This is a genomic window from Nocardia sp. NPDC005978 (assembly GCF_040614455.1).
In the GTDB taxonomy this organism is placed as follows: domain Bacteria; phylum Actinomycetota; class Actinomycetes; order Mycobacteriales; family Mycobacteriaceae; genus Nocardia.
Map to the genome: position 1 here is coordinate 17,014 of NZ_JBEXUS010000066.1, position 21,523 is coordinate 38,536.

Below are 21,523 nucleotides of genomic sequence, written 5' to 3' on the forward strand. Positions count from 1 at the left end.
AGTTCGCGGAGGCGGGGTCGCTGCCGCGCTCGGGTCGATGGGGCCACCCACCCCTTCAGGCGGTCGCGCGGCTGGATCAGCGTGCCGCCGTTCACTGTTGGCGGACCCGCATCAGTGGCCGCGCGGGCGGCTCTGTGGGCGCGACCCTGCACCTTCGAGACAGTCGCGGGGCTACCGCGGTCCGAGATCGGGCACCAGGTCGAACCCGGCGAATCCGGATCAGCCGGCTTCGGTCCGCTGCCCCTCGCCGTCGGCGACGTGGACGCGGCTGAATCGAAATCGGCTGTCGTTCACCGTGAGTGCGCGGCGGGCGGAATGGCGGTGTACGAGCAGGTTCTCGTCCCAATAGAAGCTGATAAGCAGCCCTTCGTCGCCGAGCAATGCCTCGTGATCGGCACGGCCGGTGACCGCCAGATGCCCGACGTAGCCGAACGGAAGGCGCTCAACCTCCCAGCCCTGCCAGGCGGCCGCGACATACCGCGGCAGCGCGAGCCGGGTGTGCTCCGACGTCCAATAACGCAGCCGCCGCGTGGCGAGATCGATGATCACGCCGGCGTCGGCGAGGTATTCCCCGGGCAGCGGATAAGGCGCGTGTTCGAGCAGTGCCGCAATCACCGAATCGCCCTGTGCGGACAGCCAATCCAGCACATAGATGTGATCGAGCCGGTAGTCGAGGATCGTGTGGTCCGGCTGGATGATGGTGATGACCGCACAGGAATCCGAATACCAATCCGCCGACCACTCATCTTCCAGGACGGTGATCTCCCGGCGAACCGCGTTCCAATCCGAGAACCAGCGGTCTCGGGAGAAGAGCGGCAGCGGATCGCCGTCGCCGGGCGGCCGGCGATCGAGGGCTACCGCATGGGCGGTCTCCGGCATCACCACCGCCAGGCCCTCGTGTTCGTCCCACAGGTACCGCACATCCCATCCGGCCCAGGTCGGTTCGGCCCCGAAGCCGGCGGCGTAGCTGTCTCGATACGCCGCGCTCCTGCCTTCGCAAACATAGATATGACAGCGCTTTTCGAGCAGATCGATGGCCATGCCTTCGCAGTGGTATCCCGCGATGAACCGTTCGTGTAACTCCTGCGCGGGGCGTCCCTCCCGTCGGATCGCAGCCAGCACCTCGGCGAGTTCGTCCGCTCGGCGCGGTGCCCAGCCTCGGCCGTGGCGATACAGCACCAGGCAGCGCCCGTCCTCATCCCGCAGAACGAACATCGTGCTGCAGCTCATCTCACCGACCACCCTTCCCGGTCATCCTGTCGCCGGGGACTTTGTTGTTCCGGTCCAACGGCCTCACGCGGCCTCGCGCTCTCAGTAGAGAGGCGACTGCTCCGGCGCGCAACGCATTTGAACTTCTCGGTGGTTGCGACCCTGCGTGTTCGAGACGGTCGCGTGGCGGCCGCGGTCCGGGATCGGGCACCGCGGCCGGACCCGGCGAATCAGGATCAGCCGGGTTCGGTCGGTGCCCCTCGCCGTCGTCGACGATGACCGCTACGCAACGGATTTGTGCCGTTGGGGTGCGAAGTAGTCGCCCGCGCGGTACATCGCGGGGATCGCGACCAGGACCGCGGCGATGTGGACGACGCGAAACATGGCCAGTGCCAGCGGTTCCGGAGACCAGTCCACCGTGACGCCCCGCCCCGACAGCAGCGTGCCCGCCGGTTCGATGAGTAGCGAGGTCATGCCGGCAACGCCGAGCCCGAGCGTGAGAGTCGCTCGGGCCCAACGCGCCCCCGCCGCCATCCGCAGCGCGATCGCCGCGACCGCCACGTAGATCAGCCCCCGGGTCGCGAGCCCGAGCAGCGGCCCGCCCGCGTCGGCATCCGGCTGATCCAGTGCCGAGGACGCCCGCAACAGCGACTCGCACACCCCCGCGAGCAACGCCACGACGATGCCCTGCAGCGCGATCGAGACCGCCACCGGCCGATCCCGGTCTCCGTCCGACACATCCCGCGCGTGCGCCCCGATACCGCTCATATCTTCACTGTCCTCGCGGCATCGTGAATTCGGATCACCCGCGCGTACGACACGCCACCGATTCCGCAGTACCGCAGCGCTATGGCAGTCGTGGCCGATCCCCGCGCGGCGGATCAGCCTCGCCCCGCGCCCGCATACCACTTCGGTTACGGCCGCCGCGGCCACGCGACTGCGCCAATCCACCGAAACGGCACGTGGCCTGCTGTTCGTCGCCCTCCGGTCACCGTCTCGGATCGACGTCGCCCCCCGTATTTCCGTTGCCGCCGCCACCGCCCGGTCCTACAGTCCGGAACCTGTGTCTACTTTGATTTTGTCGCCCAGATACTCCGAGGACTCTCGGATCATGCGGGTGGCTGCCGTGCAGGCGGAGGACCGGTCCGTGCTGGAGCGGGCGTGTGTCGCCGGCGCCGAGCTGTCCGCCGTCGACCGGGCCTGGGTGCCGGAAGCCGTGTCGGCGGAATGACGGGGGAGTGGCTGCCTAGAGGTCGGCGGCGGGAGCGGGGGCCGGGACTGCGGCCTGGGGGAGCGCGGCCTGCGGGGCGGTGCCGGTGTGGCGGGCTCGCGCGGGAGACGGGACGTCGGTCCAGCCTGGCGTGGGTTCCTTCCGTCCCCGCAGGTGGATGGTGTCGTGCAGCGTCCACCTGTTGCGTTCGGAATCCGCGGCGGCGTCGATGACGACCTGACTCGCCAGGATGCGGCGGCCCACCTGTTTGGCCTCGGTCGTGAGGCGCGCGGCCTCGTTCACCGCGTCGCCGATGACGGTGAACTCCAGGCGGGTGTCCGCGCCGACATCGCCGGCGAAGACCAGGCCGCGGGCGACGCCGATGCCGATGTCGAACTCGCCCGCCGCGCGCACCTCGTCGCGAATGCGGCGGGCGGCGCGCAGGGCGGGGGTCGCGTTGTCGTCCAGGGCGATGGGCGCGCCGAAGATGCACAGCGCCGCGTCGCCCTCGAACTTGTTGACCAGGCCGTGATTGGCCTCGGTGGCCGCGACCACGATGGACAACAGCCGATTCAGCTTGGTGACGAAATCGCGCGGGGCGAGTTCGGTGGCCATCGCCACCGAGCCCGTCACATCGACGAAAAGCGCTGTCACCACCCGCATATCGCCGGTCAGATCGGATTTGGCCGCCAGCGCGCGGGCCGCGACCTCCGCGCCCACGTGCCGGCCGAACACCGTCTGCATGCGTTCGCGCTCACGCAGATTCGAGGCCAGCTCGTTCACCGAATGCTCGAGCCGCCCGATCTCGCTGGTGCTGCCGATGGGCACCCGCACATCGCGGTCGCCCTTGGCGATCCGGTCCAGCGCGTCGCGCAGGGTGTGGATCGGGGTGGCCACCGAGCGCGCCAGCGCCGCCGTCGCGACCGCGCCCGCCGACAACCCGACCACCGCCACGTAGATCGCCGTGCGAATCCGATCGGCGTACGCCGACGACGGATCCGCGAGCACGGTGATGAGCATGAACAGCGGCACCGCGCCGGTCACGGTGAAGGTCACCAGCACCCGCATGAGCACGGTCGAACTCCAGTGCCCGGTCCCGTCCAGCACCTCGGACACCACCGGAATGGTCGGCCGGATCAGCCGGTCCACGATCAGGAACGTCAGTGCCGCGGACTCGATCCCGCCCAGGGTGAACATGGACAGCACCACCGCGAAATCGCTTTCCGGGGTGAAATGCGCGAACAGCGCGGCCGCGATGATGACGCCCGGCAGCCAGATCGCCAAGGCCCGCAGCGTGATTCCCAGCGGCAGGTGCAGCAGCCGCCGCGCCTCGGGCTCGGTCGGCGCGCGGCGCTGATCGAGCCAGGCGAAGTAGTGCTCGCGATCGCGCACCGCGAGCACGATGCCCAGGAACGCGCCGATGGCCGGGTAGATCGCCACCTGGCCGAACGCGGTCACCCATTCGGTGCCGAGCCGGGAGAAGAAGCCGCTGAGCCACAGCTCGACGGTGATGACCCCGAGCCCGCCGAGGTTGCACGCCATGACAACGGCCGACAACCCCCACCGCGCGCGCAGCGCCCACAGAATGAGTCTGCTGATCACGTCGCCAGGGGCGTCGCGGCTGCGACGGTCGGTGCGTTCATCGGATGGTGTGCCTAGGGGTTCGTCCGGCTATTGCTCTGGACTTTAGAGACCTTTTGCCCCGGATTGCACGTTTGTGAGTAATTGCTCGCGCGCTCAGCGCAACAGCACCAGCCAGACCGCGATGTAGTGGCACAGCGCCGCCACCACGGTCGCCGCGTGGAAGAACTCGTGATAGCCGAACACCTCCGGCCACGGATCCGGCCAGCGCGAGGCGTACAGCACGCCGCCGACGCTGTAGGCGATCCCGCCCGCCAGCAACAGCAGCACCGGCGCCCACCCCACGTTCCCGATGAGCGTCCCCGCCACCGGCACGATGGCCCACCCCAGCAGCAGATACAGCGGCACCCCGACCCAGCGCGGCGCGGTGGGCCACAACATCTTCAGCGTGACCCCCGCCAGCGCCCCCACCCACACGGTGACGAGCAGAATCGTTCCCGCCCGCCCCCGCACCCCGAGCAACGCGAACGGCGTATAGCTCCCCGCGATGAAGATGAAGATCATCGAGTGGTCGGCGCGCTTCATCCACATCCGCGCCCGCGCGGTACGCCAGTGCACCCGGTGATAGGTGGCACTGATCCCGAACACCCCGCACACGGTCAACCCGTACACGGCCGTGGACCAGGCGGCCGTGGCGGACACGGTGCTCGCGACACTCACCAGCACGATGGCCGCGATGGCAGCCACCCCCACGGCCCACAGATGAATCCACCCGCGCAGCCGCGGCTTGATGAGCGCGATCTCGTCCCGAACGGTTTCCAGCGCATCCGCCACGGGGGCGGGAACGGTATCCGACACGTAAGTTACCTCCTCAGTAACCTACGGTACCGTAGGTTGCCGCCCAGACCCCCCGAAAGTGGCGAGACACTCAACGAATACGCCCCCACTCCCCACCCCCGCATCCCCCTCCCGTAGGGGTCCGCCGCCACCCACCACCACCCGATCCACGGCCCCCACCGAGCCACCCGAACTCGGTCCCCACTCCGCCCGGATCACCACCCTCGGCGACGGCGCAGCCGAGCCCCCGAACAGCACACCCGCCCCAAGCGCGCCCCGGTAAACCCGCCGGCTCGTCCCGCGCCATCCGCGGAACGCACGCACCACACCGCCCCCGGTGTCGCGCCCACCTGCACCACGCGAACGAGACTGCCAACGGCTCCTAACCCCTGCGCCGATCGTGTCGTGCCGACTGGTTTCGTTCCGGTCGGGGTAACTCCCGGGGTACGCCCAAATTGGTTTCCGAACCCGCCCGCACCACGCGAATGGGACTGTCAACGGCTCCCAAGCCATGCGCCGATCGTGTCGTGCCGACTGGTTTCGTACCGGTCGGGGTAACTCCCGGGGTACGCCCAAAATGGTTTCCGAACCCACCCGCACCACGCGAATAGGACTGTCAACGGCTCCCAAGCCATGCGCCAAATACGCGGGGAGGCGGGGGAGCGTAGGGTGACGTGCCGTGAAGCTTGCGAGTCAGGTGCGTGGACTCCCGTATCGCGTGTACGAGGCCAGATTGGCCAAGCAGCTGGCGGGTAAGCAGCATCCGCGCCATGTGGCGGTGATGTGCGACGGGAACCGGCGCTGGGCGCGGGAGAACGGGTTCACCGATGTCAGTCACGGGCATCGGGTGGGGGCGCTCAAGATCGCCGAGCTGGTCGGCTGGTGCGGTGAGGCCGGAATCGAGATGGTCACCGTCTACCTGCTCTCCACCGAGAACCTGGGCCGCGATCCCGAGGAGCTGGAGACGCTCTTCGAGGTGATCACCGACGTCGTCGAGGAACTCTCTGCGCCGGAACAGAATTCGAGCGTTCGGATCGTCGGCGCACTGGATCAGTTGCCGGACGTCGTGGCCAAGCGATTGCGGCACGCCGCCGAGGGCACCCTGGGCCGGGACGGCGTGCACGTGAACGTGGCCATCGGCTACGGCGGCAGGCAGGAGATCACCGACGCGGTGCGCTCGCTGGTCCGCCAGGAGCTGGAGGGCGGGGAGACCGGGGAGGATCTGGTCCAGGCCATCACCGTGGACGCCATCGGCCAGCACCTGTACACCTCCGGTCAGCCGGACCCGGATCTGGTCATCCGCACCTCCGGTGAACAGCGCCTTTCCGGATTCCTGCTGTGGCAGAGCGCCTACTCCGAGATCTGGTTCACCGAGGCCTACTGGCCCGAGTTCCGCCGCGTGGATTTCCTGCGCGCGCTACGCGATTTCGCCGCTCGTCACCGCCGTTTTGGTGTCTGAGCGCGCTCGCGAACCTCGAATTCCCACGCCGTGACCCGGCTGCGCCCGCGACACGGCCAGTCAACGGTTGTATTGCAGTGCAATGGCTTCCGTGGTTCGCGGGCGCTTCGCTGCGTACCGTCGGATCGCATGAGCGAACTGGTCGAGGGGCAGGGTGGCGCCGCGGCGTACCTGAGTTATGAGGAGTTCGGGCGGCGATTCCTGGAATACGCGGCGTCGCCCGAGCGGATCGCCGGCGCTTTCGAGAAGCTGACCGGCGAGCAGTTCGAGTTCGGCCCTATCGGCGCGGGCCCGGGCCGCATCGCGAAACTCTCGGCCAGCGTGCGCCTGGGTCAGCCCCGCCTGAATCGGGAAGTGCTGGACAACATTTCGTTCGATCTGGTGATCCCGCTGGATGTGGACCTGCTCATCGACCTCGCGGTGGACCGCTATCCCTTCCGCGTCGACGGCACCATTCACCTGCGCCTGACCGTGCGCACAGCCGAACCCCTGCGGGTGCTGATCGAGATCGCCGAGCCGCAGCCCAGCAATGTGCGGATCAACGTGGCCAGCGCGTCCCGGCGCGGCGAGGTGCTGCGCATCGTGGCCAGCGTCGATCACGAGATCCGCCGCTTCGTCGCGCGCTACATCGCGGAGGAGATCCACAAGCCGAACATCCAGGCCGCGACGAACATCGACGTGGGCGCGCGCCTGGACGCGGCCTGGAGTCTGTAGCCCCTACAACTTGCGCAGGCGCAGCCGGTTGATGGTGTGGTCGGAGTCCTTGCGCAGCACCAGCGTCGCGCGCGGGCGGGTCGGCAGGATGTTGTCCACCAGGTTCGGCCGGTTGGTGTTGTTCCAGATCTCCTTGGCCGCGCTGGTCGCCTCGGCGTCGTTGAACTTCGCGTAGTGATGGAAATGCGAATTCGGGTCGGCGAAGGCGGTTTTGCGCAGGGCCAGGAAGCGCTGCACGTACCAGGTCTCGATGTCCTCGATGCGCGCGTCCACGTAGATGGAGAAGTCGAACAGGTCCGAGACCATCAGGCGGGGACCGGTCTGCAGCACGTTGAGGCCCTCGACGATCAGGATGTCGGGCTGGCGCACGCAGTGGAACTGATCCGGCACGATGTCGTAGGCGATGTGCGAGTACACCGGCGCGCACACCTCGGGCGCACCGGATTTCACCTCGGTGACGAAGCGCAGCAGCTTGCGCCGGTCGTAGGACTCCGGGAACCCCTTGCGGTGCATGATGCCGCGCCGGGTGAGTTCGGCTGTGGGATACAGGAATCCGTCGGTGGTGACCAGATCCACCCGCGGGTGGTGGTCCCAGCGCGCCAGCAGCGCCTGCAGCACGCGCGCGGTGGTGGACTTGCCCACCGCCACCGAGCCGGCCACGCCGATCACGTACGGCACCTGGCGATCGGGATGGGTTTCCCCGAGGAAGGTCGCGGTCGCCGCGAAGAGTCGCTGCTTGGCGGCCACCTGCAGGTGGATGAGCCGGGCCAGCGGAAGGTAGACCTCCGCGACCTCTTCCAGGTCGATCTGCTCGCCCAGACCGCGCAGACCGGTCAGCTCTTCCTCGGTGAGCACCAGGGGAGTCGACTTGCGCAGCGTGCGCCACTGCTTGCGGTCGAATTCCACGTACGGGCTCGGCTCGCTCATTCGCGCCATCTATCCACGTCCCCGCGTCGTCCGACAACGGTCACCGCGGGTCCGCGCCCGGGCACGTGTCGCTTCGGTTTCCACCTGTACTGACCCCGGACTCCTCAGAGGCGGATACGTCGACACTCCACGCATAGGCGAATTGTGCTCGGCTCCAACTAGCCGGTGAACACCAGGTGTTGCTACTCACCGGTAACCATAGTGATCTAGGACATAGCCGCGGCGGTGACACGCGCCCGAGCAGGCAAGGCAGTTAAATGAACTCCCATGGCAGCGCATCCACTCGTGACCGAATACCTGCGACTGGGACTGGCCTTCGACCGCTTGGAAGAGGGCTTCGTCGACGCCTTCACCGGCGACCCGGCCCTGCGCCGGGCGAGCGAGAACGCGCCCGCCCCGCAGCCGCGCGACCTCGCGCACCGGGCGGCGAGCCTGCTGAAGGAACTGCCCGCGGCGGGGCTGTCCGCCGAGCGCACCGAATTCCTCGAGGTCCACCTGCGCGCGCTGGAATGCTCGGCCCGCAAATTCGCCGGGGACGACATCACGTTCATCGACGAGGTGCACGCCTACTTCGACGTGGAGATCGCGCCCGGCTCGGAGGACGATTACCGCGACGCGCATCGTCAACTCGACGAGGTGCTGCCCGGTGACGGCCCGCTGCTCGATCGCATCACCGCCCATCGCCGCGCCGACGAGATCCCGCCCGAGCGCCTGCGCGAATGCGTGGACGCCTTCTCCGGCGCCCTGCGCGAACTCGTCCGCGAGCGCTATCCGCTGCCGGACAACGAGCGCGTGGAATACGAAGTGGTGGGGGACAAGCCGTGGTCCGGCTTCAATTACTACCTGGGCGACTATCAGTCCCGGGTCGCCATCAATTCCGATCTCAAACAGCACATGTCCCAGCTCGGGCATTTGATCGCGCACGAGTCGTACCCGGGTCATCACACCGAGCACTGCCGCAAGGAAGCCGGGCTGGTCGCCGCCGGACAGGACGAGCAGACGCTGTTCGTGGTCAACACCCCGCAGTGCCTGATGGCCGAGGGACTCGCGGATCTGGCGCTGAAGTCGATCGTCGGACCGGGCTGGGGCCGCTGGGCGCAGGAGATCTACGCGGACCTCGGACTGCGCTTCGATGGTGAACGCGCCGAACGGGTTTCGACGGCCTCGGCAAAGCTGCTGGGTGTGCGCCAGGACGCCGCGCTGCTCCTGCACGACCGCGGGCGCGATGCCGACGAGGTGGCCGGATTCCTGGAGCGCTGGAGCCTGGTGACGCCGGAACGGGCACGGCAGTCGCTGCGTTTCCTGTCCTCGCCGCTGTGGCGGGCCTACATCAGCACGTATGTGGAGGGATACCGATTGCTCGGCGGCTGGCTGGACGCCGCCGCCGCTGCGGATGAGCGATCGGAGCGTTTCCGGCGATTGCTGGATGAACCCCTCACACCGGGCGCGATACGCCGGATGTGAGGGAACTCCCCGAATTACCGGTTTATCAGGCGGCGGTGCCCCAGTTGGCACAGGAGGCGCCACCGCTGGAGGCGGTGCAGAGGGTGCGGAGCAGGGTGAGCAGAACGTCCTGGAAACCGCCGCCGGCAATGTTGTACAGCATGTGTTTTTACCTCGAAAGCTAGATCTGGGCCGATGTCACTGGCCGGGAAAGCCAGCGCGCGAAACATTACCGATCTTCGGTGCTCCGCCATAGCCTGAATTTCGCACGCTGTCCATGCCTACGCCGTTACGAGCGCGTCTCGTCTGCGCTGACATGGTTCGAGACCCTAATTTCCCGGGCACAGGTTCTCCGGTGTGTCGGCGGCGTTTCGCCCGGTCGCGGCGGGGACGACCGCATTATGCCAACGGCGTGGCGGGCGTGCGATCCCGTGCGGTAGGCGCCGGATAGGATGGGCGCTACCGCGACTGGCGCACTCGAGGTGGAAGCAACCACCGGGAAGCACCGAAGTCCCGCACCGCGCGCCTGGGTGCTGGGCGATGAGGACCTCGGGCACCCCCGGGGATCCCGTAGTACGGAGGTTGCGATGGATCAGCACTCGCTCGGCGACACTCAGAACCCCCTGGCAAACGGCTCGGCACCGGCCAATACACTCGGCGGGGTGACGCAGACGACCTCCTCAGTCAATTCCCAGTCCCTCGGTGAACTAGACCCCGAGGTCGCCGAGGCCATGGCCGGCGAGCTGGCCCGCCAGCGCGACACCCTCGAGATGATCGCCTCGGAGAACTTCGTGCCGCGCGCGGTGCTGCAGGCGCAGGGCAGCGTGCTCACCAACAAGTACGCCGAGGGCTACCCGGGCCGTCGCTACTACGGCGGCTGCGAGAACGTCGACGTGGTCGAGGACCTCGCCCGGGCCCGCGTCACCGAACTCTTCGGCGCCGAATACGCCAACGTGCAGCCGCATTCGGGTGCGCAGGCCAACGCCGCGGTCCTGATGGCGCTGATGAATCCGGGCGAGCGCCTGCTCGGCCTGAATCTCGCGCACGGCGGCCACCTCACCCACGGCATGCGCCTGAACTTCTCCGGCAAGCTGTACGAGGTCAGCGCCTACGGTGTGCGCGAGGACGATCATCGCGTCGACATGGACGAGGTCCGCAAGCTCGCGATCGAGTCCAAGCCGCAGGTGATCGTCGCCGGCTGGTCCGCCTACCCGCGGCACCTGGACTTCGCGGCCTTCCGCGAGATCGCCGACGAGGTCGGCGCGAAGCTGTGGGTCGACATGGCGCACTTCGCCGGGCTGGTCGCCGCCGGGCTGCACCCCTCGCCCGTGCCGTACGCCGATGTCGTCTCCTCCACCGTGCACAAGACCCTCGGCGGCCCGCGCTCCGGTGTGATCCTGGCCAAGCAGGAGTACGCCAAGAAGCTCAACAGCGCGGTCTTCCCGGGCCAGCAGGGCGGCCCGCTCATGCACGCCATCGCCGCCAAGGCCGTGGCCTTCAAGATCGCCGCGGGCGCCGAGTTCGCCGAGCGTCAGGCGCGCACGCTGTCCGGCGCCAAGATTCTGGCCGAGCGCCTGAACGCCGAGGACACCAAGGCCAAGGGCATCACCGTGCTCACCGGCGGCACCGATGTGCACCTGGTGCTGGTGGACCTGCGCAACTCCCAGCTCGACGGCCAGCAGGGCGAGGATCTGCTGCACGAGATCGGAATCACCGTGAACCGCAACGCGGTTCCGTTCGACCCCCGTCCGCCGATGGTCACCTCCGGCCTGCGCATCGGCACCCCGGCGCTGGCCAGCCGCGGCTTCGGCGACACCGAGTTCGCGGAGGTCGCCGAGATCATCGCCGCCGCGCTGACCGGCTCGGCCGACCTGGACGCGCTGCGTCAGCGGGTCGCCAAGCTGGCTCAGGCCTTCCCGCTGTACGAGGGCCTCGAGGACTGGCGTCTGCTCGGCTGAGTGCCGGAGCGGCACGACCTACCGCACTGAGGAATACGGCCCGCCGCGATCGAATGATCGCGGCGGGCCGGTTCTTTCGAATCGCGCGAGCTCGGATCGGGCCGGGCCCGGTGTGTTTCGGACTCTGGGCGGCAGGGGAGCGAGGTTCGGTATCGCCCGCCCACCCGTGCAGGCCGCCTACCGGTCGGCGCCGGCACGAGACGGCCGTCCGAACCGCGGGCCCGCGAGCCGGCCCGCCGGGTTCAGAACAGGCGCAGGCGCCGCGGCCCGCCGGTGAGCACCGGCGCGTCGGCCTTCACCGTGGCGATCAGCTCACCGGGATTCGGGTTCACCCAATGCCTTTCGGCGGCGTCGCCAGGCTTCGCACCGGCGGTGCGCAGCACCACCGTCGGCACGGTCTCGTTCCCGTCGGCCACCGAGCGGACGAACGCGGCCGCGTCGGGATCCTCCCAGATGTTGACCTCGCGATGCACGATGCCGCGCAGGTTCAGGGTCGTGCGCAGGCGAGCGCAGAAGGGGCAGCCGGGACGCCGGTACACGACGAGCTCCGGGGTAGCGTCAGCGGTCATGCCCCGAGTGTAGGTTCGCCGCGCCGGGCCCGTCGGCCCCCGCGGATCGCGGGAGCCGTGCCCGCGCGGGGCTCAGGAATTCTTGGCCAGGTAATCCACGTACATCGGGCGCAGCACCTCGCCGATCTCGCCCTCGCCCGCGTGCGCGTAATCGTCCAGCATCGGCAGCACGTACTTGATGTCGGCTTCGCTCTCGCCCAGATCGCCCGCGGCGGCCGCGGCGGCCGGAATGGACTTGAGCAGATCCCAGAGGAATTTCACGTCGCCGTGGCGAACGGCCAGTTTCACTGCCCGGTCGTGCAGTTCCTTGGTGGACAGCGTCTCGAGATCGCGAGTATCGGCCATGGCATCGACTGTAATGGACCCATGGCAGCGCAACCGAGGTACCGGGTCAAGCGTGTGTACGACGCACCCGAGGCCGGCGACGGCCGCCGGGTGCTGGTGGATCGGCTCTGGCCGCGCGGGGTCAGCAAACAACAGGCATCCATCGATGAGTGGGCCAAGGACGTGACGCCCTCGAACGAGTTACGTCGGTGGTACCACGCCGAGCCGGACACGCGCAGAGCCGAATTCGAAAAAAAGTACCGCGCGGAACTCGCCGGCGACGCGCCGCAGGACGCGCTGGCCAGACTGCGTGCCGAGGCCGCGCGGGAACCACTCACGCTGGTGACGGCCGTGAAGGATCCGGCGCACAGCCATGTTCCGGTTCTCCTCGGCGAGTTGGGCGAAACGCCGAAGTAGGACACGCAGTTAATCCGATCTTCACTAACACGCCTGCAACTCGAGCAGCCGGAAACCGATTTCGGCGGTAGCGTCGGGGGTGCGGGCCGCGTAGGTGTGGCGCGTACGGGAGGTCCTGATCGTGTCTGAGCTACTCAGTGCGAGGGGGCCGGCACTCGGCCCTCGGGTCCTACGACCCTAACGGCCGACCGGCCCAGCGAGAACGCTCGCGCGGTGTCGCGCGGGTGGCAAAGGAGCCCACCGTGACTGATGCACGCTCCGTCAACACTTCCGCCGAGGGTGCGCGCACCACCGGGCAGGGAGTTCGCGCCTCGCAGTCGTCCGAATCAGGACTGAAAACCTTTGTCGTGGATACATCGGTGCTGCTTTCGGACCCCTGGGCGCTGACCCGCTTCGGCGAGCACCACGTGGTGCTGCCGCTCGTGGTGATCAGTGAGCTCGAGGGCAAACGGCACCACCACGAACTCGGGTGGTTCGCTCGCGAGGCATTGCGCATGCTGGACGATCTGCGTCTGGCACACGGTCGGCTCGATCAGCGGATACCGATCGGTTCCGCGGGCGGAACGCTCCAGGTGGAGTTGAACCATACCGACCCCAGTGTGCTGCCGGTGGGTTTCAGAACCGACAGCAACGACTCTCGAATCCTCGCCTGCGCACTCAATTTCGCGGCCGAGGGGCGCAAGGTCGTCCTGGTCTCCAAGGACATCCCGCTGCGCGTCAAGGCGAGCGCGGTCGGCCTGCAGGCCGATGAGTACCACGCACAGGACGTGGTCACCTCGGGGTGGACCGGCATGGTGGAACTCGAGGTCGGGTCCGCGGTGGTGGACAAGATCTACTCCGACTCCATCATCGATCTGGACGAGGCCCGGGACATCCCGTGCCACACCGGGATTCGGCTCCTCAGTGCACGCGGCAGCGCCCTGGCCCGGGTGACCCCGGACAAGAAGGTGCAGTTGGTGCGCGGCGACCGCGAAGCCTTCGGGCTGCACGGGCGCTCGGCCGAACAGCGCATCGCGCTGGACCTGCTGCTGGACGAGAGCATCGGGATCGTGTCCATGGGCGGCCGCGCGGGCACCGGTAAATCCGCGCTCGCGCTGACCGCGGGCCTGGAAGCGGTGCTGGAACGGCGCACCCACCGCAAGGTGGTCGTGTTCCGGCCGCTGTACGCGGTCGGCGGCCAGGATCTGGGCTACCTGCCCGGCAGCGAGAGCGAGAAGATGGGGCCGTGGGCGCAGGCCGTCTTCGACACCCTGGAAGGGCTCGCCAGCCCGGAGGTCATGGAGGAGGTGCAGGCGCGCGGCATGCTGGAGGTGCTGCCGCTCACCCACATTCGCGGGCGGTCGCTGCACGACTCCTTCGTGATCGTGGACGAGGCGCAGTCGCTCGAACGCAATGTGCTGCTCACGGTGCTGAGCCGATTGGGCAGCGGGTCGCGGGTGGTGCTCACCCACGATGTGGCTCAGCGCGACAATCTGCGCGTGGGCCGGCACGACGGCGTGGCCGCGGTGATCGAGAAGCTCAAGGGGCATCCGCTCTTCGCGCACATCACCCTGACCCGCAGTGAGCGCTCGCCGATCGCGGCGCTGGTCACCGAGATGCTGGAGGAGTTCGGGCCGAACGCGTGAAGGCGCGATAGGCCGTAGCCGGTTCCCCCGAGTCGGTTCGACAGACCTTGCCCGGTCGGGTGGCGTGCTCGGAACGCCGCCCGGCCGGGCAAATTCGTAGTATGTGTTTTGTTTCACAGTCCGCAGGGTATGTTTCACTGAAATACCTGCTCGGCTGTTGATTCGGCGTGGAGTGGTGGTGTGCTGAACGGTTGCCGGGCTTCGTCCTGAAGACCGAGAGGATGGATATGCACCACTTCGCTCGACGTTCGGCAAGCATCGTCGCGGCGGTCGCGCTGATCACGGTGATGGTCGCGGGCTGCTCGAAGGACAAGGACGACAAGGACTTCAAGTCCGACGGCGCGACCGCCACCAGTGCCATGGCCACCACCGGTGAGCACGAGGACCACTCCGGCAGCGCGACCGCGGCCCCGGAGACGACCGCCGCGCCGGAGACCTCCGTGACCGGCGGAGCCATGGAAACCAAGATCGCCACGCGCAACGGCGGCGAAATCGCTGTCGCCGGCGCGTTTCTCGCCAAGTACACCGAAATGGGCGGCTCGGCGGGACCGCTCGGCGATCCCAGCGGTCCCGAGCGCGAAGCGCCCGGCGGCGGGAAGATGCAGGAATTCGAGGGCGGAGCCATCTATTCCAGCCCGGAGACCGGAACGCACGTGGTGTGGGGCGAGATTCGCAAGGCGTGGGACGGCCAGGGTGGCCCCGGTGGCGAACTCGGCTACCCGACGAGCGACGAGACGACCGTTCCGGGTGGCAAGCAGAGCGAGTTCGAGGACGGCAGCATCAGCTGGGTGGACGGCAACATCACCATTACGGAGAAGTAGCCGGAGCGGGTCCGGGCCCCGCGGTTCCGGACCCGAGTCGCCCGGCCGCATGTGCTGCCCGCGCCGCGGGCGGCGCGGTGCGGCTGGGCCGCGTAGTGCCTCCCCGGCTGGTCACCGAGCATCGTGTGGCGGGCCGCGGGGCGTCGCGGGCGAAAGTGTGGGGAGGGCGACTATCACGCCCGATCGGCTATAGCCGCTCGACATGCCGGGCCATAGCCGTTGCGAATGCGGGGGGAAGATGCCCGCGCTCGCGGCGCAGCCGCTAGGTTGTGCTCGTGCAGAACGAATTCCTCGACCGCGAACTGCTGGAATCGCTGGCGCCGGAGGTGGAAGCCAACCTCGTGCGCCACGTGGCCGTCGCGGCGGAATGGCAGCCCCACGACTACGTGCCGTGGGACGACGGCCGCAACTTCGAGTTCCTCGGCGGAACCGACTGGGAGCCCGCGCAATCCGAGCTCAGCGAGGTCTCCAAGCTGGCGCTGACCGTGGCCGTGCTGGTCGCCGACAACCTGCCCGCGTACCACCGCGAGCTGGCCAAGTACCTGCGCACCGGCCCGTGGTGGCGCTGGGTCGGCCGCTGGACGGCCGAGGAGAACCGGCACGAGATCATGATCCGGAACTACCTCATGGTGACCCGTGCGGTGGATCCGATCGCCCTCGAGCGCGTGCGCATGGAGCACATGACCCTCGGCTTCTCCCGGCCCGGCATGCACCTGATCGACGTGCTCGCCGCCTCCGCCTTCGAGGAGGCCGCGGCCGCCGTGCGGCACCGCAACACCGCCGCGCTGTCGGAGGATCCGATCGTGGTCACCATCGCCGAGCGCCTGGCCGCCGACGACGAACTGCACGCCATCTTCTTCGCCAACCTGGTCTCCGCCGCCCTGGATCAGGCGCCGGATCAGGCCGTGCGGGCCATCGCCGACCGCGTCGCGGACTTCCACGTGCCCGTCGTGCACCTCCAGGACGGCACCAACAGCGACGATCTGCTGGCCGAGGCGGGCATCTACGACCCGTCCCGCCAGAACGAGCTGGTCTTCACCCCGCTGCTCGAGCGCTGGAACATCTTCGGCCGCACCGACTTCAGCGAGCAGGGCGAGAAGGCCCGCGCCGAGCTGGACCACCTGCGCCCCTGATTCGCGCCGTACCGACCCGCCCCGGCAGCTTCATCGCCGCGGGCGGGTCGTCGCGTTTGCGGGATAGGTGGGCCATGCCCGGCGGACGACCCACACCCGGCGAACAACCCATGCCCGGCGGGCGGGCCGCATCCGCGTGGACGGCCCGCGCCCGCGTGGACGGCTCGCCTGGTGGACGAGCCTCGAGTGGCGAGCAGGGTGAGAAGGCCCGCGCCGAGCTGGACCACCTGCGCCCCTGATCCGTGCTGTACCGACCTGCCCCGGCAGCTTCATCACCGCGGACGGGTCGTCGCGTTTGCCGGACCGGCAGGTCACGCGCGGCGGATATCCGACGGTCGGCGAACAGCCACGCCTGGCGAATATCCCCCTGACGAATATCCCACGCCTGACGAATATCCCACGCCTGGCGAAGATCTCACGCGCGGCGAACAGCCCACGCCCGGCGGGCGGGCCGCATCCGCGCGGACGGGCTGCCTGGTGGCCGCGCCTCGAGTGGTGAGCACGGCGGTTCGAGCACGGCGGGAGGGCCGTTATGGCCGGGTGCCGGACGGAAGGCCGGGCGCCGGACCGAAAGGTTGAGCCCGAAGGGACTCGGGCTTTCCGATCAGCGGGGCAGGACCGCGCGGACGATGCCGGTGACCGTGCCGCGTAGCAGGTTCTCCCAGGAGAAATGGTCGTGCCACAGGGCGATGCGGCCGTCGCGCAGCTCGAAGGTGCCGCACACCCAGAACCCGATTTCGACGGGGCCGAAGCGCAGGTAGTCAGTGCGCTCGGTCAGAACCAGGTTCGGGCCGTCGGCGGCGATGTTGTGTACATCGACGCGAAAACCGTAGCGGGGGTTGGCGAGCCGGTCGAAGACCCAGCGGACCCGGTCGATGCCGCGCACGTCCGGTAGCGAGGTGTTCTTCCAGACGATGGCGGGATCGACCAGCTCGAGCGCCTCGCCGATCGCCTTCACCTCCAGCGCGGCGAAGAACTCCCGCACCGTGGTGACCGCTTCCTGTTGCAATTCCGGTAGGTCGGACATGTATCGAGCCTAAGCGGATTTCCCCTGCGCGCCCAGGGTTTGCGCCGCACGGGCTCGACTTCGCACCCCCGGCGGGCGTCGGAACGTGAGCGGTGTGTCGCCCGTTCGCTCGATCGGAAGCCGACTCGGCTCGGCCTACCCCGCGTGACGACCGGGGGCGGGCACACGGGCTGCGCGTGATCCGGTGGGCGCGTGTGCCGGGGATGCCCGCGCGTGCCGCCCGGCGAGATCGGAAGCCGATTCGGGTCGGGGCCCGCCCCCGCCGCGTGACGGCCGGGGGCGTCTGGGTTGCGCGTGATCCGGTGGGCGCGCGTGACGGGCATGCCCTCGCGCGGCGCCCGATGACCACGGGATCGGCGCGGCTAGCGCGCGGCGGCGATGTACGCCGAGAGCCCGTCGAGGATGCGGTCGACGCCGAAGTGCAGGGCGTTGTTCCGGGCGGCGTCCGGCTCGCCGGGCCCGCGGCCGGACTGTTCGGTGAACGCCGCGACGGTGTGCGGATAGCGGTCGGCGTGCGCGGCCAGGATCGGGCCGATCTCGCGGGCCAGCTCGGCTTCCAGGTTGTCGTCGTCGATGCCGGTGCCCACCTGCTGGACCAGGCTGCGCACGTGGCCCAGCAGCAGCACGACGCTGTCGAGGCGTTCGGGCCCGGTGAGCGCGGTGCCGGCCAGCGCGGTGAGAGCCGTTTCCAGCCAGCTCATTTCGTTGGGTCCCATGGGCCGCACCCCGGGGGTGAGCTCCAGGGCCCACGGGTGGGCGCGGTAGCGCTCGAACGCCGTCTCGGTCCACGAGGTCAGGTAGGCGCGCCACGGTTCGGCCGCCGTCGCGTCCAGGGTCACCGGTTCGGGTGCGGGCCCGAGCGCGGCGTCCAGCATGAGCGCGGTGAGCTCGCTCTTACCGGGTACGTAGCGGTACAGCGCCATCTTCGCGCAGCCCAGGCGTTCGGCCAGCCGGGCCATGGCGAGATTGGCCGGACCCTCGGTGTCGGCCAGGGCGATCGCCTCGGCCACGATCTGCTCCAGCGTGAGCGAGGGTTTCGGTCCGCGCCTGGGCGGCTGCGGTACGCCCCAGAGCAGTTCGGTGGTGGTCGGTCCGGCCATGGTCGACATCCTTCCGGATTCAGCGCTTGACGTCTAACTGCGTCCAGCATACGCTGATTTCAGAAACAGCGTCCGACGGACACAGTTAACGAAGAAGGTTCACCATCATGCGAAACACCACCGTCCTCATCTCCGGCGCCAGCGTCGCGGGTCCCGCGCTCGCCTACTGGCTGCACCGCTACGGCTTCGACGTCACCGTCGTCGAGCAGGCACCCGCCCTACGTGCCGGCGGCCAGGCCATCGACTTCACCGGCGACACGCACATGACCGTGCTCGAGCGCATGGGCATCCTGGACGACCTGCGCGCCCGGCAGACCGGCAAGACCGACATGGTGATCGTCGATGCCGAGGGCGGAGAGACCGCGCGCATCTCCGGCGACTTCACCGGCGGCGACCTCGAGATCCTGCGCGGCGACCTGGCCGAGGTCATGTACAAGCGCACCGCGGCAGAGTGCCGATACCTGTTCGGCGACACCGTCACCGCGATGACCGAGACCGCCGATGGCGTCCACGTGGAATTCGCGCACGCGCCCGCCCGCACCTTCGATCTGGTCTTCGGCTGCGACGGCATCCACTCCCGGGTGCGCGCGCTCGCCTTCGGTCCCGAAGCGGACTTCGTGCAACACCGCGGCTACTACTACTGCATCGCCGGCGCCTCACACTGGGAATCGGACGGCGCCAGCGCCCGTGAACGCGCAGTCTCGTACGCGCACAACGTGCCCGGGCGGCTGGCAGTGTCCGGCGGTTCCAAGGCCGGGCAGATGTATCTGTTCTCGTCGCCGAAGCTCGAGTACGACCGCGGGAACCTCGACGCCCAGCGTCGTATCGTGGCCGAGAAGTTCGCCGATGTGGGCTGGGAGGTGCCGGCCATGCTGGCCGGCCTGCCGGAGCTGGAAGGCTTCTACCTCGACTCGATCAGCAAGGTGACCATGAAGACCTTCGTCAAGGGGCGCGTCGCGCTGCTCGGCGACGCGGGCTACGGGAACACCCTCGCGGGCTTCGGCACCGGGCTGGCGGTCGTCGGCGCGTACGTGCTGGCCGGTGAATTGGCCACCGCCGGTGGCGATTACGCCGTGGCCTTCGCGCGGTACGAGGAGATGATGAAGCGCTACTGCAAGCTGGCCGACACCGCGCATCCCGGCAGGTTCCTGGCGCCGCGAACCGCACCGGGGCTGCGCGTCCGGAATTGGTTCCTGGGGTCTCGCCTGTTCGATCTGATGATCAAGATGACCGAGCGGTCGAAGAACGACATCGAACTGCGGAACTATCCCGAGATCGTGGGCGTGTGATGACGGTGTGCGGGGGATTCCCGCACGCGGGCATGGATATGGGGACTTGCGTCCCCATATCCATGCCCGCCGATATCAGATGACGATGCCGAGTGCGGCCAGAAGTGTAGTGGCGCTGAGGCCGACGAGATTGACAAGTCCTCCGAGTACTGCTTCGAGCATTGTCTTGTCCTTTCCTGGGGCAACCGCACGATGTGGACACTCAGCTAATCGGCGGCTGTGCGCGATGTGTTTCACGGAGTTTCCAGAAAAAGAAAAAGGCTCGTTGACCGGTGGAATATTGGAAAGAATCGGTGTCTGCCAGGTGTGGAACGTGTTGCACAAGAGGGAGAACCGAGTATCCGGCCGGGTCGCGGACTTATTCCTGGTCGCCGGATGTGGCGGGCAATTTCGGTGCAGCTTCAGAATTGCCCGCTCAGGCCCGGGATATCGGTCAATCTCGCTTCTGATCGACCTTCGCCATTGACAGCACATCCAGTCGCCGGTCGAGTTCCTCGAGGCTGAGTTTGTCGCCGATCAATCCGCGATCGATGACCGTCTGGCGAATGGTCTTGTGCTCCTTCACCGCCTGCTTCGCCACGGCCGCCGCTTCTTCATAGCCGATGATCGAATTCAATGGCGTGACAATGGACGGCGAGGATTCCGCCAGCCGGCGCAGGCGTTCGGTTTCGGCGACCAGGCCGATGACGCACCGGTCCGCGAACAGGCGAGAGACATTGGCCAGCAGCCGAATCGACTCCAGCACATTGCGGGCCATCACCGGAATGTAGACGTTCAATTCGAACGCGCCGTTGCCGCCGCCCCAGGCGATCGCCGCGTCATTGCCGATGACCTGTGCGGCGACCTGCGTAACCGCTTCGGGCAGAACCGGATTCACCTTGCCGGGCATGATCGAGGAACCGGGCTGGAGATCGGGCAGCTGCAACTCGGCGAGACCGGTGAGCGGACCCGACCCCATCCAGCGAATGTCGTTGGCGATCTTGGTCAGGCTGATGGCGACGGTGCGCAGCGCACCGGACAGCTCGACCAGGCCGTCGCGCGCGGCCTGCGCCTCGAAGTGATCGCGCGCCTCGGACAGCGCGTCGAGTCCGGTGGATCGCTTGAGTTCCACCACGACCCGGCCGCCGAAGCCGTCGGGCGCGTTGAGACCGGTGCCGACCGCCGTTCCGCCGATCGCCAATTCGCCCAGCCGCGGCAGCGTGGTCAGCAGGCGTTCGATGCCCGCGCTCATCTGCCGGGTGTAGCCGCTGAACTCCTGGCCCAGGGTGATCGGCACCGCGTCCATCAGGTGCGTGCGACCGGATTTGACCACCCCGGCCCACTCGACCGACTTGTCCAGCAGCGCGAGCCGCAGGTGCTCCAGCGCCGGTACGAGGTCCTTGACCACGCCCTCGGTGGCCGCGACATGCGTTGCGGTGGGGAAGGTGTCGTTCGAGGACTGCGACATGTTGACGTCGTCGTTGGGGTGCACGGTGACGCCCTCGCGCGCGGCGATGCTCGCGATCACCTCGTTGGCGTTCATGTTCGAGCTGGTGCCCGAACCGGTCTGGAAGACGTCGATGGGGAACTGGTCGTCGTGCTTGCCGTCGGCGATCTCGGTGGCGGCCGCGATGATCGCGTCGGCCTTGACCTTGTCCAGCAGTCCCAGGTCCCGGTTCACGGTGGCGCACGCGGCCTTGAGCAGCCCCAACGCCCGGATCTGCGCCCGCTCCAGCCCGCCCCCGCTGATCGGGAAGTTCTCCACCGCCCGTTGGGTTTGCGCACGCCACAGGGCGTGGACGGGGACGCGAACTTCCCCCATGGTGTCGTGCTCGATCCGGAACTGGGTTTCCTCGGTCATGTTTTCGACCATAGGCCCGGACCGTCCGCGAGTGTTGTGC

The 21,523-nt window shown here is 68.3% G+C and carries 21 protein-coding genes; 10 read left to right on the plus strand and 11 right to left on the minus strand.

Annotated elements, in window-relative coordinates; translation table 11 throughout:
• Nucleotides 1-219: 219 nt before the first annotated feature.
• From ABZ319_RS26150 to ABZ319_RS26165, 4 genes are all read right to left on the minus strand, one after another.
• Nucleotides 220-1,242 carry a hypothetical protein gene (locus ABZ319_RS26150; RefSeq protein ID WP_354989128.1) on the minus strand — a complete coding sequence of 341 codons (1,023 nt, stop codon included), beginning with the start codon at nucleotides 1,240-1,242 and terminating at the stop codon, nucleotides 220-222.
• A 249-nt stretch (nucleotides 1,243-1,491) separates the two neighbouring features.
• Complete coding sequence (locus ABZ319_RS26155; protein WP_354989129.1) at nucleotides 1,492-1,977, minus strand: hypothetical protein; 486 nt, start codon at nucleotides 1,975-1,977, stop codon at nucleotides 1,492-1,494.
• Between the two features lie 478 nt (nucleotides 1,978-2,455).
• Nucleotides 2,456-4,021, minus strand: coding sequence for an adenylate/guanylate cyclase domain-containing protein (locus tag ABZ319_RS26160; protein WP_354989130.1), 1,566 nt, complete (start codon nucleotides 4,019-4,021; stop codon nucleotides 2,456-2,458).
• A gap of 135 nt (nucleotides 4,022-4,156) precedes the next feature.
• A complete protein-coding gene (locus tag ABZ319_RS26165) occupies nucleotides 4,157-4,822 on the minus strand; it encodes a hemolysin III family protein (RefSeq protein ID WP_354989154.1) in 666 nt (221 codons plus the stop codon).
• Between the two features lie 694 nt (nucleotides 4,823-5,516).
• Between ABZ319_RS26165 and ABZ319_RS26170 the strand changes: the two genes are divergently transcribed.
• Complete coding sequence (locus ABZ319_RS26170) at nucleotides 5,517-6,296, plus strand: isoprenyl transferase (RefSeq protein WP_354989131.1); 780 nt, start codon at nucleotides 5,517-5,519, stop codon at nucleotides 6,294-6,296.
• A 129-nt stretch (nucleotides 6,297-6,425) separates the two neighbouring features.
• Nucleotides 6,426-7,010 carry a hypothetical protein gene (locus ABZ319_RS26175; RefSeq protein ID WP_354989132.1) on the plus strand — a complete coding sequence of 195 codons (585 nt, stop codon included), beginning with the start codon at nucleotides 6,426-6,428 and terminating at the stop codon, nucleotides 7,008-7,010.
• A gap of 3 nt (nucleotides 7,011-7,013) precedes the next feature.
• On the opposite strand, the gene coaA is transcribed toward ABZ319_RS26175, so the two are convergent.
• Nucleotides 7,014-7,946, minus strand: coding sequence for a type I pantothenate kinase (gene coaA, locus ABZ319_RS26180; protein WP_354989133.1), 933 nt, complete (start codon nucleotides 7,944-7,946; stop codon nucleotides 7,014-7,016).
• A gap of 258 nt (nucleotides 7,947-8,204) precedes the next feature.
• Between coaA and ABZ319_RS26185 the strand changes: the two genes are divergently transcribed.
• Together ABZ319_RS26185 and glyA are read left to right on the plus strand one after the other, a co-directional pair.
• Nucleotides 8,205-9,401, plus strand: a complete 1,197-nt coding sequence (locus ABZ319_RS26185; RefSeq protein ID WP_354989134.1) for a DUF885 domain-containing protein — start codon at nucleotides 8,205-8,207, stop codon at nucleotides 9,399-9,401.
• A gap of 641 nt (nucleotides 9,402-10,042) precedes the next feature.
• Nucleotides 10,043-11,338, plus strand: coding sequence for a serine hydroxymethyltransferase (gene glyA / locus ABZ319_RS26190; protein WP_354989135.1), 1,296 nt, complete (start codon nucleotides 10,043-10,045; stop codon nucleotides 11,336-11,338).
• 242 nt (nucleotides 11,339-11,580) lie between these two features.
• Here glyA and ABZ319_RS26195 read toward each other — a convergent pair whose 3' ends face one another.
• Complete coding sequence (locus ABZ319_RS26195; protein ID WP_354989136.1) at nucleotides 11,581-11,907, minus strand: glutaredoxin domain-containing protein; 327 nt, start codon at nucleotides 11,905-11,907, stop codon at nucleotides 11,581-11,583.
• Between the two features lie 72 nt (nucleotides 11,908-11,979).
• The gene (locus ABZ319_RS26200; RefSeq protein WP_354989137.1) at nucleotides 11,980-12,252 is read right to left on the minus strand and encodes a hypothetical protein; all 273 of its coding nucleotides are present in this window, start codon (nucleotides 12,250-12,252) and stop codon (nucleotides 11,980-11,982) included.
• Between the two features lie 21 nt (nucleotides 12,253-12,273).
• Here ABZ319_RS26200 and ABZ319_RS26205 point away from each other — a divergent pair, with 21 nt between their 5' ends.
• The 5 genes from ABZ319_RS26205 (at nucleotide 12,274) to ABZ319_RS26225 (ending at nucleotide 16,466) form a co-directional block, all read left to right on the plus strand.
• On the plus strand, nucleotides 12,274-12,648 hold the full coding sequence (locus ABZ319_RS26205) for a DUF488 family protein (RefSeq protein WP_354989138.1): 375 nt from the start codon (nucleotides 12,274-12,276) through the stop codon (nucleotides 12,646-12,648).
• A gap of 242 nt (nucleotides 12,649-12,890) precedes the next feature.
• Complete coding sequence (locus tag ABZ319_RS26210) at nucleotides 12,891-14,273, plus strand: PhoH family protein (protein ID WP_354989139.1); 1,383 nt, start codon at nucleotides 12,891-12,893, stop codon at nucleotides 14,271-14,273.
• A gap of 227 nt (nucleotides 14,274-14,500) precedes the next feature.
• Complete coding sequence (locus ABZ319_RS26215; protein ID WP_354989140.1) at nucleotides 14,501-15,094, plus strand: esterase; 594 nt, start codon at nucleotides 14,501-14,503, stop codon at nucleotides 15,092-15,094.
• Nucleotides 15,095-15,369: 275 nt separating this feature from the next.
• A complete protein-coding gene (locus ABZ319_RS26220; RefSeq protein WP_354989141.1) occupies nucleotides 15,370-16,227 on the plus strand; it encodes an acyl-ACP desaturase in 858 nt (285 codons plus the stop codon).
• A gap of 74 nt (nucleotides 16,228-16,301) precedes the next feature.
• Entirely contained in the window at nucleotides 16,302-16,466 is a 165-nt protein-coding gene (locus ABZ319_RS26225; protein WP_354989142.1) for a hypothetical protein, read from the plus strand.
• Nucleotides 16,467-16,831: 365 nt separating this feature from the next.
• Here the strand turns inward: ABZ319_RS26225 and ABZ319_RS26230 are convergent, their stop codons facing one another.
• Nucleotides 16,832-17,254, minus strand: a complete 423-nt coding sequence (locus tag ABZ319_RS26230; RefSeq protein ID WP_354989143.1) for a limonene-1,2-epoxide hydrolase family protein — start codon at nucleotides 17,252-17,254, stop codon at nucleotides 16,832-16,834.
• Nucleotides 17,255-17,616: 362 nt separating this feature from the next.
• Nucleotides 17,617-18,354: a TetR/AcrR family transcriptional regulator gene (locus tag ABZ319_RS26235; RefSeq protein ID WP_354989144.1), complete on the minus strand. Its 738-nt coding sequence runs from the start codon at nucleotides 18,352-18,354 to the stop codon at nucleotides 17,617-17,619.
• 107 nt (nucleotides 18,355-18,461) lie between these two features.
• On the opposite strand from ABZ319_RS26235, the gene ABZ319_RS26240 reads away from it, so the two are divergent.
• The gene (locus tag ABZ319_RS26240; RefSeq protein WP_354989145.1) at nucleotides 18,462-19,643 is read left to right on the plus strand and encodes an FAD-dependent monooxygenase; all 1,182 of its coding nucleotides are present in this window, start codon (nucleotides 18,462-18,464) and stop codon (nucleotides 19,641-19,643) included.
• Nucleotides 19,644-19,718: 75 nt separating this feature from the next.
• Here ABZ319_RS26240 and ABZ319_RS26245 read toward each other — a convergent pair whose 3' ends face one another.
• Together ABZ319_RS26245 and ABZ319_RS26250 are read right to left on the minus strand one after the other, a co-directional pair.
• Nucleotides 19,719-19,967: a hypothetical protein gene (locus ABZ319_RS26245; protein ID WP_354989146.1), complete on the minus strand. Its 249-nt coding sequence runs from the start codon at nucleotides 19,965-19,967 to the stop codon at nucleotides 19,719-19,721.
• Nucleotides 19,968-20,076: 109 nt separating this feature from the next.
• Nucleotides 20,077-21,483, minus strand: coding sequence for a class II fumarate hydratase (locus ABZ319_RS26250; protein ID WP_354989147.1), 1,407 nt, complete (start codon nucleotides 21,481-21,483; stop codon nucleotides 20,077-20,079).
• Between the last annotated feature and the right edge of the window lie 40 nt (nucleotides 21,484-21,523).

Coding starts and splice junctions, on each gene's coding strand:
- ABZ319_RS26155 (WP_354989129.1), bottom strand. CDS start 1,977: ATGAGCGGTATCGGGGCGCACGCGCGGGATGTGTCGGACGGAGACCGG.
- ABZ319_RS26175 (WP_354989132.1), top strand. CDS start 6,426: ATGAGCGAACTGGTCGAGGGGCAGGGTGGCGCCGCGGCGTACCTGAGT.
- coaA (WP_354989133.1), bottom strand. CDS start 7,946: ATGGCGCGAATGAGCGAGCCGAGCCCGTACGTGGAATTCGACCGCAAG.
- ABZ319_RS26185 (WP_354989134.1), top strand. CDS start 8,205: ATGGCAGCGCATCCACTCGTGACCGAATACCTGCGACTGGGACTGGCC.
- ABZ319_RS26195 (WP_354989136.1), bottom strand. CDS start 11,907: ATGACCGCTGACGCTACCCCGGAGCTCGTCGTGTACCGGCGTCCCGGC.
- ABZ319_RS26200 (WP_354989137.1), bottom strand. CDS start 12,252: ATGGCCGATACTCGCGATCTCGAGACGCTGTCCACCAAGGAACTGCAC.
- ABZ319_RS26205 (WP_354989138.1), top strand. CDS start 12,274: ATGGCAGCGCAACCGAGGTACCGGGTCAAGCGTGTGTACGACGCACCC.
- ABZ319_RS26215 (WP_354989140.1), top strand. CDS start 14,501: ATGCACCACTTCGCTCGACGTTCGGCAAGCATCGTCGCGGCGGTCGCG.
- ABZ319_RS26225 (WP_354989142.1), top strand. CDS start 16,302: ATGCCCGGCGGACGACCCACACCCGGCGAACAACCCATGCCCGGCGGG.
- ABZ319_RS26230 (WP_354989143.1), bottom strand. CDS start 17,254: ATGTCCGACCTACCGGAATTGCAACAGGAAGCGGTCACCACGGTGCGG.
- ABZ319_RS26235 (WP_354989144.1), bottom strand. CDS start 18,354: ATGGCCGGACCGACCACCACCGAACTGCTCTGGGGCGTACCGCAGCCG.
- ABZ319_RS26240 (WP_354989145.1), top strand. CDS start 18,462: ATGCGAAACACCACCGTCCTCATCTCCGGCGCCAGCGTCGCGGGTCCC.
- ABZ319_RS26250 (WP_354989147.1), bottom strand. CDS start 21,483: ATGACCGAGGAAACCCAGTTCCGGATCGAGCACGACACCATGGGGGAA.